Below are 16,343 nucleotides of genomic sequence, written 5' to 3' on the forward strand. Positions count from 1 at the left end.
GTGTTTATTCGAAGGAGCTGATTCAGTGTCCTGCGGGAAGAGAGGGAGCGGGAGACCCCGCAGGCGTGAAACGTCGAGGAGCTCTGTTCCTCCCCGGGTTCGCTGCGTGACTGGAGCGGAAATCAACGGGCAATCTTTAGAGTCCAAAAACAACAATCTATACGAAAACTATCATGATTCCTCTGGCTCCCAACCCATGCATGAAAATAAATCTCCTATGTCCATAATGTAGAGGACACAAACAGTTTATAGGACGTGGCTCTTTATGGTGGCGTAGACCCTGTTACGAAAACTGTTTGAGTGGATTTGGTGATCAACCCTTTGTTGGCTCATTCCCTCTGGGAAGGATGACCACGTACAGAAAAATGCCTATTTTCAAATCCACTCACTGTTTGTGATTTAATACGTGGAGGATTAGAATTATGGATGTATTTATTGAACGTTGTGCAGGTCTTGATGTTCATTCGGAGACAATCGTTGCCTGCGTTCTTACCGGCAAACAAGACGAGGATTTGATCAGGATAACCGAAACCTTTCCAACCTTGACGAAGGATCTCTTCCGTCTATTAAAATGGTTGGAAGAGCACGGGGTTACCCATATTGCGATGGAAAGCACCGGAGTATATTGGAAGCCTGTGTTTAATATCCTTGAAGACTTTTTTGATATTACTCTTGCGAATGCACAAAGGATTAAAAATGTCCCTGGAAGAAAAACTGATGTTTCCGATGCCGAGTGGATTGCCAAGTTATTACGACACGGACTCATTGAAAAGAGTTTTGTGCCCCCGTCCGATATCCGGGAGTTACGGGACCTGACACGCCTTCGAAAAAAGTGGATAGGCCAATTGACTTCTGAGAAGAACCGGATTCAAAAGGTTCTGGAGTGTTCAAATGTAAAGCTGAGTTCGGTCATTTCTGATGTCTTTGGGGTTTCAGGGAGAAGGCTGCTTGAGAAATTGGTGGAACAGGGATACGTGGAAGAGGATGATGTCGAAAGCCGGATTCACGGAAAGATGTCATCTAAAAAACAATTAATTACTGACTCGCTTTTCGGTACGATAAATGATCGTCAAAGATTTTTAATCAAACAGTCTTGGCTTCACATTCAACAGCTGGAGGAACATATTTTAGAAGTAGAAAAAAGAATTGACCAACTTCTGGAGGAATATAAAGAAGAACTTCACTTGCTTCTGACCATTCCTGGGATAAAGAAAGATACAGCAGCCATCATTATTGCCGAGATTGGAGTGGATATGAATCAGTTCCCAACCTCTCAACACTTATCCTCGTGGGCAGGTGTATCTCCTGGCAATCATGAAAGTGCAGGGAAACGCAAAAGCACTCGGACAACAAAAGGAAATCCGCACATAAAATCAGCTATGTGTGAAGCAGCCTGGGCTGTTTCCAGATGCCGAAATAGGTGGTTAGCTACTAAATACTGGTCTACGGCCGCTAGAAGAGGAAAGAAAAAAGCACTCGTTGCCACATCGCATCGAATGCTTCGAATCATCTACTCCATGCTTATAAACAAGGAGCCATTTAAAGAAAAAGAAGTTATTTAGTTTAACCCAAACCAAATAGATATATACATGGTTACCTTCCTACAGGTAGCCCTGCTTTCTTATTGGCTTTTTTAGGTTACTTTAAGGGTTGCCGAATATGATCATTAATATTCGTAGATGCCAGAATTAATTATTTTCACAGAAAAGAGCCTTGAGAAAACACGCATTAAGGAATTGTGAGTAATCCAAGAATTTTGCGCCTTTCATTCCAATCAACGTGGTGCCAAAATCAACAACGCCTGTAACCCCCAAAATATTTTATCCTGATAAAAGAAGCCCATACCGACTTCGGTATGAGCTAGGCTGCAAACTACTATTTATAATAACCGCCATAATAGGCAAATCCGCCAAAAACAAGCAGCAGAATCAGCAGAACCACCACCAGTGCCAGCCAGAATCCTCCACCCCCGTAATATCCTCCAGTATAAGGTGGAATCGGATAGCCGTAATAACCATAAGGCATAATGCTTCTACCTCCCTTCGCCTTCTATTATTAAGATATGTGTCAAACAGGAGGAGCGTTTAGGCGATTACATCAAATTCACTGCGATAGATAAGTAAAATCCATATTTTCCTGAGCACCGCTAAAAAAACGCATCATATGATAATAGCAAGAGGAAAATTAAGGGAGGAGTGTTAAATGAAAATCATATCCATCTGCAATAAATGCAAAGGAACAGGAAGTATAAAGGCTTATAAATTTATAAAGAAAACTTGCCCTGTCTGTAATGGAAAAGGAAAAATGACAAAAAACATTACGGATATCAAGAAAGAGAAAAGACAAAAAAATTCGCTTATTCCCCATTAGGAAGCATAACATTGAATTTACATCGGCTATGGACCCTTTCCTCAGGCAAGGGTTTTTTATTTTGATTTTAAATGATTTATAATGACAACGGAAAGAAACATCTGATTACGGTCAATTGGAGTGAAAAAAATGAAACACTGCAGGAACGGGGTACTTCTTTTAATATTTTTACTTGTTTTGCTTGCATCGGGTTGTTCATCTGAGGAGAAAAAAAGTGAAAGTCCAAAGGAGCTGCCTTCTAAAAAGGCTGTTGAAGAAACTCCCTATGAATTTACCAGAGCCTCAGCCCAGCAAATTGAACACATCCAGGGGATAGGCTATCCTGGAAATGATACAGGGCTTTATCTCTCATCCAGTGATGGATTAAAGCTTTTCAAAGATGGCGCATGGCATGAAACTTCCACCCAGCACCACAACTATATGGGGTTTCAGGCAGTAAAAGACGGTTATATTGCCAGTGGCCATCCAGACGAAGATTCTGATTTAAAAGACCCGCTTGGCATTGTAAAAAGCACAGATAAAGGCAAAACGATTGAAGGTCTGATGTTTTACGGTGAGAGTACATTTCCTTTTTTATCAGCTGGCTACAACACGGGTATCATTTATATCATTAATCAGGAGGAAAACACTGAGCTTGATGCCGGGGTATATCGTTCTGAAAATGAAGGGCAAATCTGGGACCCAGTCAGTTTAAAAGGATTGGATGCTGACACACTCGGGATGATAGCAGCCCACCCTGATTATGCTAATATAATGGCAATGTCGACGAGAAGCGGAATCTTTTTTTCCCGTGATAAAGGAGAAACGGTAGACTTAGTGTCTGAACCAATCATGGCTACAGCTTTGGCATTCACGGAAGACAGTTTGTACTATGCATTTGTTGAGCAGGAAAAGGTATTACTCAACAAGGTGAATCTTGAAACAATGGAAACCTCCACGGTCGAAATTCCATTTCTTAGCTATGACAACCCTATTACATATATTGCAGCAGATTATAATAATAGCGGCAGGCTTGCTTTCTCGACCTACCTGAAGGATTTATATGAGTCAGCAGACAGCGGCGAGACCTGGGAGCTTTTATTAAAAAATGGCAGAATAAAATAACTAAAGGGACAGCCAAGCTGTCCCTTTAGTTATTTTTACGCTTTTCTTTTTCTGCCCGATAAAACTCATGGAACATCTTCATTAGTGCCCGCTTCTCTATGCGGGAAACATAGCTCCTTGAAATACCAAGTTCTTTTGCAATTTCTCTCTGGGTTTTTTCTTTTTGCAAGTCCAGCCCAAACCTGCCGACGATGACCTCTTTTTCTCTGTCATCCAAAACATCAATATATTCCTTCACTTTTTCAAGTTCCATATTAAGCTGAATCGTATTTATAACATCTTCGGATTCTGACTTGAGTACATCAATAAGGGATATTTCATTACCCTCTTTGTCCTGTCCAATGGGATCGTGAAGCGATACATCCTTCTTTGTCTTTTTTAATGCCCGCAAATGCATAAGGATTTCATTCTCAATACACCGGGCTGCATATGTGGCCAGTTTTGTTCCTTTGCCTTCTGAATAGCTCTCAATTGCTTTTATCAGCCCAATCGTCCCTATAGATATCAGATCTTCAGAATCTTCTCCGGTATTTTCAAATTTTTTTACGATATGGGCTACCAGCCTGAGATTATGTTCGATCAGCATATTACGGGCATGCGCATCTCCAGCAGCCATCAATCGCAGGTATTTTTTTTCATCTGCAGGTGACAGCGGTTGAGGAAATGCATTATTTTTTACATAAGATACAAGGAACACAATTTCCTTAACCAAATAACCAAGTGCAGTTAAAATTCCGGACATTGTTCCACCCCCGCTTTTAATGCGTGTTCAAAAAAGCCTATAACTAATTCCTATGTAAGCATGGAGTTGTTTTTGTCTGTCCCATATAGATATTTTCAAACGGAAAAATTTCCCTTTCTACTTTGCGGGCTTCAATGGACATTTAATAGGTTTTTTCTTATGATGAGATTATATAAAAAGAGAAAGAGGTCTTATTTTTGAACGCGCAGCGTATAATTTTGGCACTCGTTTTTTTCATTGTTTTGATGGATAGCCTGGCAAAATTCATTTTTGACGGCTTTTCTTTAAGAACTTTACTTTTGTTACTGGCAACAGCCGCAATTGTAGTATTTCTATGGTTATTTCCAAATAAAAAGGACTGACACATTAGCAGTCAGTCCTTTTTTCAAGCAATTGCCTGGCTCTTTATACCTAGTCACTCTGTTACGCTTACCTCAGCGGCAATGATGCAGCCAATTGCTCCGCAAATAACCAATCCCATAACAATCGAGAACATCTCCTACACCCCTTTAGAAATTCCTGGTTTTCTTTAATGTACCATGGATTTTCCTTCTAAATAGCAGGTGAATGTGAACATTCTGTTAATCACAGCAACAGAAAAGGTTATTTCCTTTTTTTCCGGAATCCAAGTGTTAAAATTAAAATATGCAGTGACATACCCAATACCCTCCCTAACACAGTATTGTTAGGTGGAGTCTTTCTCCACCCAGAAAATTGCCTGACGTCCTTGAATACGAAAAATCATTTTCCTAACCACCTTTCATGTTTTTTTTAAATCATTTTTATTAAAACGGGCGATACATTGAAAACTGACGGTCACGGTTTTGGTCCTGGATTTTTTTGACCATTTGTTCACGCATAATATCTTCTGCAGATAATTTACGTTTTTTAATGGTTACAGTCAAAAATAATATATTTAAGGTCATTAGATTTTCCACCTCCTCTTTCATATCCCGCCTAAAGGCACAAAAAAGCCGCAAAGAGATATACACTCTCTGCAGCTTGATCATGAAGGCATAAAAAAGCCGCAGAGCACGATTCCTCCCTGCGGCATGGATATGTACTGTCAAAAAGTCAAGCGATCCATTCCATGTAGGTCGAATTCGGTAAAATAAATATTTAGTTCTGCTTCTACTGCAATACCTTTGTTCATCATTTCATTCGACCTCCTTGTTAGAATTTTTCACTTATAATGGTAATTATATCCACACACATATGGTTTGTAAACCTTTTTTTAGAGATTTTTTTAATTTTTTTTAGAGGCCATAAAAAAAACACCCTGAAGCAGGGCGTTTGCATTCTTTTATTTTTTCATCAGGAATTCCCGGCCTTCATCCATTTCGTCAAGCTTTGCGCGGAAACGCTTGGAGAGTGCAAAGAAATAAATGGATCCAAACAGGAAAACGGAAGAGGATCCAGCCATTATATATAATTCAAACATTGTATTCGCAGTATCGGGAATAATTAAACCCAGGTAAAAAAATGAGCCGACAGCAAGCAGAGCAATAGCAAACCGCTTGAAGTCCACCATTTTCTCAAATAAAAGCTTTGCTTCTTTTTTCATTTTATCACCTTCTATTTTATATGTCTTTTTAAAGACTATAATCCTACTTTAACATAGAAAGCAGTAGTCCAGGTGATGTAAATATTGTAAGCACAATAAGACCATCCAATAAGAGAAAGCGGTTCTCAATGAAAACCGCCTAATAACTTGTGTTGCTTATTTATTTTGGATAATGGCCTCAACAATCTTCATAACCAGATTGGCCGAATGGAGTGCCGCCTTTTCCAAAAATTGATCAAAAGAAATATCGGACTCTTTTCCTGCAATATCTGACAGAGAGCGAATAACTACAAAAGGGGTTTTAAATTGATAAGAGACCTGGGCGATAGCCGCTGCTTCCATTTCTACCGCCTGCAGATCTATGAATTTATCACGGATATAGTCCACTCTTGCCGGATCATTCATAAAGGAGTCACCCGTCGCAATCAAGCCTCTGGCAACCTGGATATCCTGGATTTCATTCGCGCAGCCCTCAGCGATTTTTACCAGCCTGCTATCAGCCTCAAACGCGGCCGGCAGTTGCGGCACCTGCCCGTACTCATAGCCAAAAGCGGTAACGTCTACATCATGATGCCTTACCTCTGTGGAAATAACGACATCCCCTACATTTAAATCAGGGTTAAAACCGCCTGCCGATCCAGTGTTAATAACATAGTCCGGCTTAAACCGCTCTAAAAGGATAGCAGTGGACATGGCAGCATTCACTTTCCCAATCCCAGATCGCAGAAGGACTATTTCTGTTCCATTCATCTTTCCTGTTGTAAACTCGCAGCCGGCGATGGTTTCCTGCCCTTTGCCTTCTATTTTATCTCTAAGTAAAGTAACTTCTTCTTCCATTGCTCCAATAATCGCTATTTTCATCATAAAACCTCTTTTCATATTTTCTATGGCTTTTTCTATTGACAGGTGGATCGCACCACGCTTTATGTAAAACTTCAGGAACATGCCATTTGTTTCCGCAAAGACTATTCTACCATCACTGCCAGGAATTTTTCCATCGATCGCAAATTTATTGGTTTTATCAGCATCTCTAATTTTCAAACCGCCGCAAAAGGATAAATCCTGCAGAAATTTGCCAGAACAGTCTGGCGGCTCTAAAATAAATGATAGAAAATCTTTGTTTGAACTTTGCTTAAGGAAGGATGATTTTGTCTATGAATTTTCAGTTTGATTTAATTGAAGATAAAGTTGAATTTTATGAGGCTCCTTCATTAAAGGAGCTTGAAAAGAAGATAAATAGCCAAATCGAACATAACAAGGCGATTCTTTTATCTGTCCATCATGTTTCCCATCAAATGCATCTTGACGAGAATGGAAGAACTTATTACTCTGCCGTTGTCCATTTCAAGGCAAAAAAATAAGGGCGTTTAGACGTCCTTATTTTTTTGCTCTGTTAAACATGTCTGTTGATTTCAGCTCATAGGGCCAAGTACAATAATTAACAATAACCTAGCCTATTTTTTAATTAATTTCATTTAACACTTCTACCTTTACCGGCTTCCAGCCTTGACCGTCCACCCAGTCAATATAGACACGATATTTTTCGCTTTGGTCCTTTGTTGATATGGTTCCTACAGATTTGTTTGGTCCATTATTGCCAAGAAACCATACTGTCATATTGCTTTGATCAACTTCAGTAGCATAAGAGATTGCCTGGAGCATTTCCTGCCAGTCTACGGCATTCTGGTCATAGACTGCTGTGTGTTCACCTGATTGGGACGTGCCCACCGGTTTCCATGCTGGATTTTCGATTGTTTTTTCAACATCCGGCGAGCTTCCGCCTTCTGTTACAACTTTTTCATCTTCTTCTTTTGATTCATCTTCAGCTTCCTCATCTTCCTCCTTCTCTGCTGCTTTTTCTTCGTCTTCTTTAGCCTTTTCTATTTCTTCTTCTTTTTCCTGTTCAGAATCACTGGCTTGTTTATCTGTATTCTTTTCATTTTCTTTTATCTCATTCTCAGATGCTGTTTGTTCCTCCGCCTGAAGCTCTTCATCATTGTTCCCGCCAAAGAAAATCTTGGCTGACACAACGATAATTAGTAATACAACAAGTGCAATTAGACTATTTAAAATGATATTGGTTTTTTTTCTTTTTTCCCGTTTACCTAATCGGGACTCTCTTGATGATTGCTCATTCCCTTTCAAGGCTTTCTCCTCCCCAAACTTTTATCAGGATTACACAATAATGCTAATGAAAGGCATAAAACTATTTAGCCACGCCACGCCCCATCTAAGTCGTTACTTCCTAAATTGCGGCTGTGAACATTCTAACACGACATAAGGCTATCTTAAAAGAAATAACCTTTTCCATGAAAAAAGCGAGCCGTACGTTTATTTTGTATCAATAAAATGGATGCTGAAGCCATTTGGAAAGTTACAATATATCACAGTTTTTTATGAATCTGCAGAGCCAAAGGACGGAACTTCTTCTTTATGATTAAAGTTGTATATCCCTTTCACCAAGTCTGCAAATAGGGGATTCACACCGCCTGTATCCTCTGTTACCCCAAGATTTACGGTAACAAGCGCATATTTCGGGTTTTTATAAGGGAAATAACCCGCAAACCATTTATTATGGAGCTGCTTTCCGCCTACTATTCTTCCTGTCTCGGCAGTACCGGATTTGCCGGCTACCTCATATGGAAGTTCTCTGAACCATCTTCCGGTTCCATCCTCATTAATCACAACCTCTCTAAGAAGTTTTTGAAGTTTCATAGCTGTATAAGGAGCAACCATTTCTCCGGTCAGCTTTTGCTTCTTAAATTCCAAAAGAGATGTACTGTTTTTATATTCGATTTCTGAAGCAACCCGAACCATTTCTTTCTGTCCGCCTCGCGCTATTGTTGCCATCATATTGGCAACAGCAAGAGGGGTGGCTCTGACTTCGTGCTGGCCAATCCCTGTTAAGGCAACATAATTACGGTCCTTTTTGGCATCTTCTGATAAAAACACACGGCCCTTTTCTTCATCCTGAAGCTGCCTAAAGTCATTGAAATGGTATATATCGCCTTGCCAGGTCACAGGACCCGTCAGCGATAACCTCTCTGCATAAACCTCCAATAATCCGGAATCAATATCTTTTAATTCATTTGCTACGGTAGCAAAAGTATTATTGCAGCTTCTTGCAAAGCTATCATTGAAATTAAGCATTCCATGCTGATACTTCAGGTCTGGCTGCCCATTAATTTTCTTGCTGCAATCAAATTGCCTTGCAGGGTCATCCAGTCCATGATCAATAGCTGCTGCAGCAACGACTGTTTTGAATACTGACCCCATAATTTGCTGTTTTATCATTTGATTGACGGCTCCGCCGCTTTCTTTCCCAAAGGGATTATCTTTATTAATGGCAGGGCGCGATACCATCGCCAATACAGTATTTGTCTCAATATCCAGGAGAACAATTCCCCCTTTTTTGATGCCATGCTGATCAGCAAAATTTTCAGCCATCATTTGCAGATCATAGTCCAAGGTTGTCTTAATATTGACAGGATAGAAAGGATTAGCAGGCTCTACATATTTCACATTGATGCCAAATAAGGGGCCTCCAGTTGCATCCACATGGTAGACTAGTTTAGAAGCACCTTCAGGAAGCAAAAATTCATCGAAGCTCTTCTCCATGCCTGTTACGCCCACCATTGTGCTAATAGATAACTCTTTATCCGGGTACCTTTCCTTAACGAGATTTTGATTTTCTCCTGTAATTCCAATTAACTGTGCAGCTGGACTCTCTAAAAGGTTGTACTTCTTCTCAACAGCAAAAACTCCTGGGATCTTCAGAGCATTTATTTTCTCCATTTGTTCCTCAGTCAGCTGGAGCGGCTCAGGCTTGCCAAAAGCGAAAGGCTCCTTGGCGTTTTCAACTGAATAGCGGAGAGAATATTCCGATGCACCTGTAATTTCCGAAACCCGTTCAATATCCCAATCCATTTTTGCCAGGAACGGAAATAAAATAAGGACAGGAATATCTTTATGAGTGAGGGGCTTGCCATTTCGGTCTAAAAAGTTCCCCCTTCCAGTATCTATGACCATTTCCTGGGATCTCTGGCGAACACTTGCTTCAAGCAGATTTATTCCCCTGTCTGTAAAATGTTCAGTCGATATGAGCTGAAGCTGAATCAGCCTTCCCACCAGCAAAAATAGACCTGCAAAACTTATAATAAGCCAGCCAACTGCTCTTTTTCTCCACATAAAAAACACCTCGTCAAAAGTCTTGACGAGGTTTGCTGATTTCAAACTATTCGAATTTAAAAATATTATTTAATGGAAACAATACGTACGTTCATTTCTCCCCCAGGAGTCTGGACAGTTACTTCGTCCCCAATCGTACGCCCAATTAGGCTTTTTGCAATCGGTGAATCGTTTGAGATTTTCCCTTCGAAAGGGTCTGCCTCGGCACTTCCTACGATCGTATACGTTTCTTCGTCTCCATCTGGAAGTTCAACAAAAGTAACAGAACGGCCAAGTGCAACAGTATCTCCAGCCATTTCTTCCTCTTGGATGATTTTCGCATTGCGGATCATATTTTCAAGTGTTGTAATACGGCCTTCTACAAAAGCCTGCTCTTCTTTAGCAGAATCATACTCAGAGTTTTCGGATAGATCCCCGAAGCTTCTTGCGATTTTTATACGTTCAACTACTTCTTTACGTTTAACCGATTTTAAATAATCAAGCTCCTGCTCAAGCTTTTCTTTACCTGCTTGTGTCATAGGGAAAACTTTTTCTGTAGCCAAAACCTTCACTCCTTCGAATTACACATTCCTTTACGGTTTGTGTTTCTATAATGTGTATGTACTTCTTTATATCAGATTTTTAGGAAAATGAATAGGAGCGCGTCCTCGTTAAAGGGCGCGCATGTAATATTTTTAGCTTTGTTAACCTTGCCTGTGGATTTCGCTCGGTGCTCAGCGAATCGCAGGCGGTCCGGGAGCCTTCAAGGCGCTTTAACACAGCCTCAGTGTTTAAAAATTAGGCTCTTTTCTCATAGATTGTTGTGTTTGTTTATGAATTTTGCCTTCAAAAAACAACAAGCTTTACGAAAAAGCCAAAAAACAAAAATAATGGATCCTATTGAACATTTTCTATGCTATTGTTTCATAAAAATGACTTTTGTTCAAGAATTGTTTGAATTTTTGTGACCATTAAATCAATAGCGACATAATTATGTCCGCCTTCAGGGATAATGATATCCGCATATCTTTTCGTTGGTTCAATAAATTGATTATGCATCGGACGTACCACATTTACATACTGCTCAATGACTGAGTCCATTGTACGGCCGCGCTCCTTAATATCTCTAAAGAGGCGGCGGATGATACGCAAATCTGCGTCCGTATCGACATATAATTTAATATCCATCAAGTTACGGAGCCTTTCATCCTCCAGGACAAGGATCCCTTCAAGGATAATGACATCCTTGGGCTCGACTTTAATCACTTCTTCGGATCTTGTATGCATCGCATAATCATATACTGGCTTGTTCACTGGCTCATACCGCAGCAGGCTTTCGACATGCTCTATCAGCAAATCGTTATCAAATGCAAGAGGATGATCATAATTAGTCTTCAATCTTTCTTCAAATGGCAAATGCGTCTGGTCTTTATAATAATAATCCTGTTCAATCATCAAGATAGAGTGCCCTTTAAAGCGATCGTAAATCGATTTTGTTACACTCGTTTTTCCGGAGCCGGAACCGCCGGCTACCCCAATTACAACGGGTTTGCGTTTCATTCGGTTAGAGCTCCTTTCGCATCATGTTGTTAGGGTATACCGGCTTTTCAACCTTGAAGTGAACAATTTGGAGCGGGTGGCGTGCTGCATCCAATTCATTGCCTTTTTCATCCCAAATTTTATCGATGACTTGTGTAAAGTTCTCAATTTCAGGTCCAAAAAACTCAACTTCCTGCCCCGGCTTAAAATTGTTTCGCTGCTGAAGAGTAACCATTTGTGTGTCGGGATTGTAATCCAGTACTAAACCAACGAAATCAAAATTCGTCTTTTTGCTATGATTTCCAAACATTTGCTCTTTATACCCCGGTACCCCTTCAAAGAACGCTGGAGCAGTTTCACGATTAGCACATTTGTCCAACTCTTCAAGCCACTCCTGCTTAATTACAAAATTGTCTGGATCTGCGCAGTAAGCGTCAATCACTTTTCGATATACACTTACTACTGTTGCAATATAATGAATGGATTTCATGCGTCCTTCGATTTTCAGGCTATCAATTCCCAATTCAATCATACGCGGAATAGACTCGATTAGCTTCAAATCTTTAGGGCTCATAGCAAATGGAGCATCCCCTTCTGTGTAAAGAGGCACCTCATTTTCGTCTTCAAGCTGATACAAATCGTAATCCCAGCGGCATGATTGGCAGCAGCCGCCCCGGTTGGAATCACGGGCTGTCATATGGTTGCTGAGTGTACATCGTCCAGAATATGCAATACACATCGCACCATGGATGAAGGTTTCGATTTCAATATCAACCTTTTCCTTCATTTCTTTAATTTCTTCTGCACTTGTTTCACGCGCAAGAACAACACGTTCCAAGCCTTCTTCCTTCCAGAACTCAACTGCTTTCCAATTGGACAAGGATTGCTGCGTGCTTAGATGCACTTCGATTTCAGGAGCAACACGGCGGCAGGTTTCGATTATTAGGGGATCTGCTACAATAATTCCGGCAACTCCCGCTTCTTTAAGTCCAAGAAGATAATCCTCCAGGCCCTCAATATTTTCATTATGTGCAAAAATATTTGTTGTCACATAAATCTTTGCCCCATATTTTTTGGCGAACTCCACGCCTTCTTTCATTTCATCAAAGGTGAAATTGCCCGCATTTGAACGGAGCCCGTATTCCTGACCGCCAATAAACACAGCATCAGCACCATAGTGAACGGCAATTTTCAGCTTTTCAAGGTTTCCTGCAGGGGCTAGCAATTCAGGCTTTTTTACAATAACCCTTTTGCCATTGACAATTTCGGAAATATTATCTTTTACCGCTGTCATAAAGCTGCCTCCTCTTTCTTATTGTTTTATATAAATCACTATAGCTATCCAGCCAGCAGATTAATAAACTGTTTCTTTGAAGAAGAACCCTGTATCAAGCGGGCGGTTAGCCGGCTGAATCTTTTCAATTTCTGCTAATAGATCATCTTTTATTTCATCATATTGATCCGGGTCTTCGACAAAAGTATCAATTGCTTTTCGATATAATTTAGTGGCTTCAATAATATATTCAGAACTTTTTAATACCCCATCAATTTTAAAGGAATCAATGCCGGCTTCCATCATATCCTGCAGTTCATCGATAATGCAGATATCATTTGGGCTCATAATATGAGTACCGTTTTCGTCCTCGAAAATCGGATATTTGTTTTCACGTTCTTTATCATGAAGAAACATATTCTTTTCCTGTTTACGGTTCTCTACTTCCAGTGCCTTCCCCTGATATTCATAATAATTTCCAAGAAGGGAACGTTTGGATTGGAACATCGCTGTCATACCATGAACCTGCACTTCAATTTCAACTTCAGCATTTTCTTTTATTTCAACAATGGCGTCCATATTAATCTCCCGTGCAAGAACGGCGCGTGCAGCACCTTTTCTTCCCCAGTAATTACATGTATACCAGTTTGTGGCTGTCGTTTCAGTATTCCAATGAAGCTTCATGTCAGGTGCAGCAGAACGGGCAGCCATTAAAACTGCTGGATCTCCAAAGATAATTGCATCAGTATTTATCTCTTTTAAAAAGCTGATATATCCCTCAAGCTCCGGCACTTTATCATTATGGAATAATGCATTCATGGCCACATATACTTTTTTCCCATGACCATGGGCGATTTCAACTGCTCTTTTAATATCTTCTTTTGAAAAATCTCCTGCAAGCCTCAAGCCGTATCGCTGTTCTCCAACCACAAAGGCGTCTGCACCAGCAGAAGCTAATGGAAGAATATCTTCAACACTTGTTGGTGTCACTAACAGTTCAGGTTTTTTCATTTCTTTCACCTCTTTTTACTAATTGCCACTCCGTCCCCTACAGGCAGTATGACTGTGTAGTATTCAGGATGACTCATTAACCATTTGTTAAAACCATCTATCTTTTTTACAAGATTCCGGATACGCTTACTCTCAATTTCCGGCTCACATACAAGGCCTTTAAAAAGGACGTTATCTGTAATAATCATTCCATCCTGAGCAAGATAACGGGAATACATTTCAAAAAAGCGCTGATATTGACCTTTTGCCGCATCAATAAAAATGGCATCATATAAACCATGTTTCTGAACGTCTTCCTCTACCTCCAGAGCATCTCCTTTTATAATGAGAATTTGTCCATTTTTACCCGACTCATTTATATACTGCTCTGCAAGCAGATAGCGTTCAGCATCCCGCTCAATCGTAACAATGTTGCTATCAGGGAGCGCATAAGCCATTCTTAGTGCGGAATAGCCAATTGCAGTACCTACTTCTAAGATAGTCTTCGGCTTTTGTATGCGTAAAAGCTGAAGCATAGCCTCTATTCCTGCCAGCTCCATAATGGGCACACTATGCTTTTTGGCATAGTGTTCCATTTTGCTTAACAATTCCGGCCTTTCCGGTATTATATCCTCTATATATGCATGCAGCTTATCATTCATCAAGCTGGCATCACCTCGATTAAACGTAATTTTATTATCACCTTTAATAAATCATTTAGCTGGCTGTTACACTTGGTTTTGATTTACCCTGCAGGCACTTGGCCTCCTCGGCGCATTCGCGCCTGTGGGTCTCACCGCACCGGGTTTGCTTCTCCCGCAGGACTTTGAATAGTCTCCACCGAATAAACACCTCACAAAGAAAATGCGAATGCATATTAGAGGAGGTGTCACGCCTTCCGCTCCAATCAACACTGTGCAAATAATTATTTAGCATTATCAAAGCTTATTTTACAGCTAGAGTACATTTATGACTTAAACTCTTTCATTTTAGACATGAAAAAATAGCGTTCACAGATAGGATGTCAAAATGCGCAGTGCTGCATTCCGGCCGTTTAGCCTTATCCATGCTTGTCCGTGATTCACGCTATTGCAATGCTTTATTAAAACACCTGATCTATTTTACCATAATTAAAAGGGGAATGCTATATTTCAGCGTTCCCCTTTTTTGGCATCTTAATTGTTAGTAATGTGCTGTGATTTCTTTTGATTATGCTCATCAAGTGTTTTTGAGAATAATACATCTCCTGTAGTTGTAGCAAGGAAGTATAAGTAATCTGTTTCAGCCGGCAGCAATGCTGCTTCAATGGATGAAACGCCCGCATTTGCAATTGGTCCCGGTGTCAGGCCTGGATACTTATATGTGTTGTATGGAGAATCAACTTCTAAGTCCTTATATAGAACCCTTGATTTGTGTTCTCCTTTGGCATAAAGGACAGTTGGGTCTGTTTGCAGAGGCATGCCCGTATCGATCCGATTATAAAATACACTGGCAATCTGGTCACGGTCAACTTTTTCTGTTGCTTCTTCCTCGATCAACGAGGCCATTGTCAGTAATTTGTGCGCAGTGAATTCCTGCTGTTCCATTTCACCACGATATTCATTGATGACTGCTTCTGTTTTATCCAGCATCACTTTAACAACTTCTTCTATTGTCGGATCTTCTTTATAGAAAGGATATGTTGCAGGAAATAAATACCCTTCCAGTGGATATTTAATATTTTCAGCTAAGATTTCATCTGTCAGCAAATCAGGATACTCAGCCATTAACGATTCAATAAAAGCCTTATCGTTAAGCTTCTTAAAAACGGCTTCAGGCTCCTGATTAATTTTTTCGCCAATTATTCCGGAGATCTGTTCAAGCTGTTTTCCTTCTGGAATGGTAATCTTAAAGACCAGCTGCTCCATGACTTTCCCTGTTTTTAGGCTATCCAGAATTTCCGGCATGGTCATGGAAGGCTTCAATTCATATTCTCCGGCCATGAATCCAGCTTCGTTTTTGAATTTCACATAATATTTAAAGACGCGGGCATCTTTTATGATTCCATTTTCCTCAAGAATTTTTGCGATTCCTGTAACAGACGATCCGATGGGAATCTCCACTTTCTTTTGCTGGTCGCTTTCCGGATCGGCAGGCTTCAAAGCTGAATTAATATAAAAATAACCTCCCCCGATGACCGCAATAGCTGAAATAAATAATATAATTGCAACAATCAGAACAATCTTCCGGACAACTTTCGCTTCACTTTGCCGCTCAATCATTTTCTCGCGGATGACTTCCTTCTTTCCTTTTTTCTCTTCTGTGGACATCACAAATCCCCTCCGTTCCATAGACGTTGGCTATATCATACAAAAAGACAAGGTATATCCTTATCTCTTATTTGATCTTTACAGTCATGCTTGCCAACAGGCCTAAGAAAAACTGCGTAATAGTTCTCTTTATTTCCGATACATCTCGGATTATTATACTATATTTTCTTTTTGAAGTCGCAGGATATAACAAAAAACCATATATTTCGCCATTTTTTTCCACAATTTTTGTTAGAAGATCACTAATAGGTCTGATATATATGTTTGTTAATTACCGCTCCAGGC

General features: G+C 40.2%; 16 protein-coding genes. 3 read left to right on the top strand and 13 right to left on the bottom strand.

What is annotated here, in order from left to right:
- The first annotated feature begins 422 nt into the window (after positions 1-422).
- Entirely contained in the window at positions 423-1,562 is a 1,140-nt protein-coding gene (locus tag J7I93_RS07405; protein ID WP_214724824.1) for an IS110 family RNA-guided transposase, read from the top strand.
- 313 nt (positions 1,563-1,875) lie between these two features.
- Here J7I93_RS07405 and J7I93_RS07410 read toward each other — a convergent pair whose 3' ends face one another.
- A complete protein-coding gene (locus J7I93_RS07410; protein WP_214724826.1) occupies positions 1,876-2,025 on the bottom strand; it encodes a hypothetical protein in 150 nt (49 codons plus the stop codon).
- A 474-nt stretch (positions 2,026-2,499) separates the two neighbouring features.
- Between J7I93_RS07410 and J7I93_RS07415 the strand changes: the two genes are divergently transcribed.
- Complete coding sequence (locus J7I93_RS07415) at positions 2,500-3,474, top strand: F510_1955 family glycosylhydrolase (RefSeq protein WP_214724828.1); 975 nt, start codon at positions 2,500-2,502, stop codon at positions 3,472-3,474.
- A 25-nt stretch (positions 3,475-3,499) separates the two neighbouring features.
- Here J7I93_RS07415 and sigK read toward each other — a convergent pair whose 3' ends face one another.
- The 4 genes from sigK to mtnN all read right to left on the bottom strand — a co-directional run bounded on the left by sigK (position 3,500) and on the right by mtnN (position 6,641).
- Entirely contained in the window at positions 3,500-4,216 is a 717-nt protein-coding gene (gene sigK, locus J7I93_RS07420; protein WP_110066085.1) for an RNA polymerase sporulation sigma factor SigK, read from the bottom strand.
- Between the two features lie 785 nt (positions 4,217-5,001).
- Positions 5,002-5,142, bottom strand: a complete 141-nt coding sequence (locus J7I93_RS07425; protein WP_214724830.1) for a YrzI family small protein — start codon at positions 5,140-5,142, stop codon at positions 5,002-5,004.
- A gap of 377 nt (positions 5,143-5,519) precedes the next feature.
- On the bottom strand, positions 5,520-5,780 hold the full coding sequence (locus J7I93_RS07430) for a YrhC family protein (RefSeq protein WP_214724832.1): 261 nt from the start codon (positions 5,778-5,780) through the stop codon (positions 5,520-5,522).
- 156 nt (positions 5,781-5,936) lie between these two features.
- Positions 5,937-6,641 (bottom strand): 5'-methylthioadenosine/S-adenosylhomocysteine nucleosidase, encoded by a 705-nt coding sequence (gene mtnN / locus J7I93_RS07435; RefSeq protein WP_214725106.1) that lies wholly within the window; start codon positions 6,639-6,641, stop codon positions 5,937-5,939.
- Between the two features lie 293 nt (positions 6,642-6,934).
- Between mtnN and J7I93_RS07440 the strand changes: the two genes are divergently transcribed.
- The gene (locus tag J7I93_RS07440; protein ID WP_214724834.1) at positions 6,935-7,141 is read left to right on the top strand and encodes a YrzA family protein; all 207 of its coding nucleotides are present in this window, start codon (positions 6,935-6,937) and stop codon (positions 7,139-7,141) included.
- Positions 7,142-7,241: 100 nt separating this feature from the next.
- On the opposite strand, the gene J7I93_RS07445 is transcribed toward J7I93_RS07440, so the two are convergent.
- The 8 genes from J7I93_RS07445 to mltG all read right to left on the bottom strand — a co-directional run bounded on the left by J7I93_RS07445 (position 7,242) and on the right by mltG (position 16,058).
- Positions 7,242-7,925 carry a YrrS family protein gene (locus tag J7I93_RS07445; protein WP_214724836.1) on the bottom strand — a complete coding sequence of 228 codons (684 nt, stop codon included), beginning with the start codon at positions 7,923-7,925 and terminating at the stop codon, positions 7,242-7,244.
- A 249-nt stretch (positions 7,926-8,174) separates the two neighbouring features.
- Positions 8,175-9,968: a peptidoglycan D,D-transpeptidase FtsI family protein gene (locus tag J7I93_RS07450; protein WP_214724839.1), complete on the bottom strand. Its 1,794-nt coding sequence runs from the start codon at positions 9,966-9,968 to the stop codon at positions 8,175-8,177.
- A gap of 65 nt (positions 9,969-10,033) precedes the next feature.
- Positions 10,034-10,510 carry a transcription elongation factor GreA gene (gene greA / locus J7I93_RS07455; RefSeq protein ID WP_214724841.1) on the bottom strand — a complete coding sequence of 159 codons (477 nt, stop codon included), beginning with the start codon at positions 10,508-10,510 and terminating at the stop codon, positions 10,034-10,036.
- Positions 10,511-10,871: 361 nt separating this feature from the next.
- Complete coding sequence (udk, locus tag J7I93_RS07460; RefSeq protein WP_214724843.1) at positions 10,872-11,507, bottom strand: uridine kinase; 636 nt, start codon at positions 11,505-11,507, stop codon at positions 10,872-10,874.
- A 4-nt stretch (positions 11,508-11,511) separates the two neighbouring features.
- Complete coding sequence (locus J7I93_RS07465) at positions 11,512-12,780, bottom strand: peptidase U32 family protein (protein WP_214724844.1); 1,269 nt, start codon at positions 12,778-12,780, stop codon at positions 11,512-11,514.
- Between the two features lie 60 nt (positions 12,781-12,840).
- The gene (locus J7I93_RS07470) at positions 12,841-13,770 is read right to left on the bottom strand and encodes a peptidase U32 family protein (protein WP_214724846.1); all 930 of its coding nucleotides are present in this window, start codon (positions 13,768-13,770) and stop codon (positions 12,841-12,843) included.
- A 5-nt stretch (positions 13,771-13,775) separates the two neighbouring features.
- The gene (locus J7I93_RS07475) at positions 13,776-14,411 is read right to left on the bottom strand and encodes an O-methyltransferase (protein ID WP_214725108.1); all 636 of its coding nucleotides are present in this window, start codon (positions 14,409-14,411) and stop codon (positions 13,776-13,778) included.
- A gap of 513 nt (positions 14,412-14,924) precedes the next feature.
- The gene (gene mltG / locus J7I93_RS07480; protein WP_214725109.1) at positions 14,925-16,058 is read right to left on the bottom strand and encodes an endolytic transglycosylase MltG; all 1,134 of its coding nucleotides are present in this window, start codon (positions 16,056-16,058) and stop codon (positions 14,925-14,927) included.
- Positions 16,059-16,343 lie beyond the last annotated feature (285 nt).

The sequence above is a fragment of the Bacillus sp. ISL-47 genome (genome assembly GCF_018613175.1).
Classification (GTDB): Bacteria; Bacillota; Bacilli; order Bacillales; family Cytobacillaceae; genus Cytobacillus.

What these genes read in the sequence shown, in the direction of transcription:
- J7I93_RS07450 (WP_214724839.1), bottom strand. Translation starts at nt 9,968, where the DNA reads ATGTGGAGAAAAAGAGCAGTTGGCTGGCTTATTATAAGTTTTGCAGGT.
- J7I93_RS07465 (WP_214724844.1), bottom strand. Translation starts at nt 12,780, where the DNA reads ATGACAGCGGTAAAAGATAATATTTCCGAAATTGTCAATGGCAAAAGG.
- J7I93_RS07475 (WP_214725108.1), bottom strand. Translation starts at nt 14,411, where the DNA reads ATGAATGATAAGCTGCATGCATATATAGAGGATATAATACCGGAAAGG.
- sigK (WP_110066085.1), bottom strand. Translation starts at nt 4,216, where the DNA reads ATGTCCGGAATTTTAACTGCACTTGGTTATTTGGTTAAGGAAATTGTG.
- J7I93_RS07410 (WP_214724826.1), bottom strand. Translation starts at nt 2,025, where the DNA reads ATGCCTTATGGTTATTACGGCTATCCGATTCCACCTTATACTGGAGGA.
- J7I93_RS07405 (WP_214724824.1), top strand. Translation starts at nt 423, where the DNA reads ATGGATGTATTTATTGAACGTTGTGCAGGTCTTGATGTTCATTCGGAG.
- J7I93_RS07440 (WP_214724834.1), top strand. Translation starts at nt 6,935, where the DNA reads ATGAATTTTCAGTTTGATTTAATTGAAGATAAAGTTGAATTTTATGAG.
- J7I93_RS07430 (WP_214724832.1), bottom strand. Translation starts at nt 5,780, where the DNA reads ATGAAAAAAGAAGCAAAGCTTTTATTTGAGAAAATGGTGGACTTCAAG.
- mltG (WP_214725109.1), bottom strand. Translation starts at nt 16,058, where the DNA reads ATGTCCACAGAAGAGAAAAAAGGAAAGAAGGAAGTCATCCGCGAGAAA.
- J7I93_RS07425 (WP_214724830.1), bottom strand. Translation starts at nt 5,142, where the DNA reads ATGACCTTAAATATATTATTTTTGACTGTAACCATTAAAAAACGTAAA.
- J7I93_RS07470 (WP_214724846.1), bottom strand. Translation starts at nt 13,770, where the DNA reads ATGAAAAAACCTGAACTGTTAGTGACACCAACAAGTGTTGAAGATATT.
- J7I93_RS07415 (WP_214724828.1), top strand. Translation starts at nt 2,500, where the DNA reads ATGAAACACTGCAGGAACGGGGTACTTCTTTTAATATTTTTACTTGTT.
- mtnN (WP_214725106.1), bottom strand. Translation starts at nt 6,641, where the DNA reads ATGAAAATAGCGATTATTGGAGCAATGGAAGAAGAAGTTACTTTACTT.
- udk (WP_214724843.1), bottom strand. Translation starts at nt 11,507, where the DNA reads ATGAAACGCAAACCCGTTGTAATTGGGGTAGCCGGCGGTTCCGGCTCC.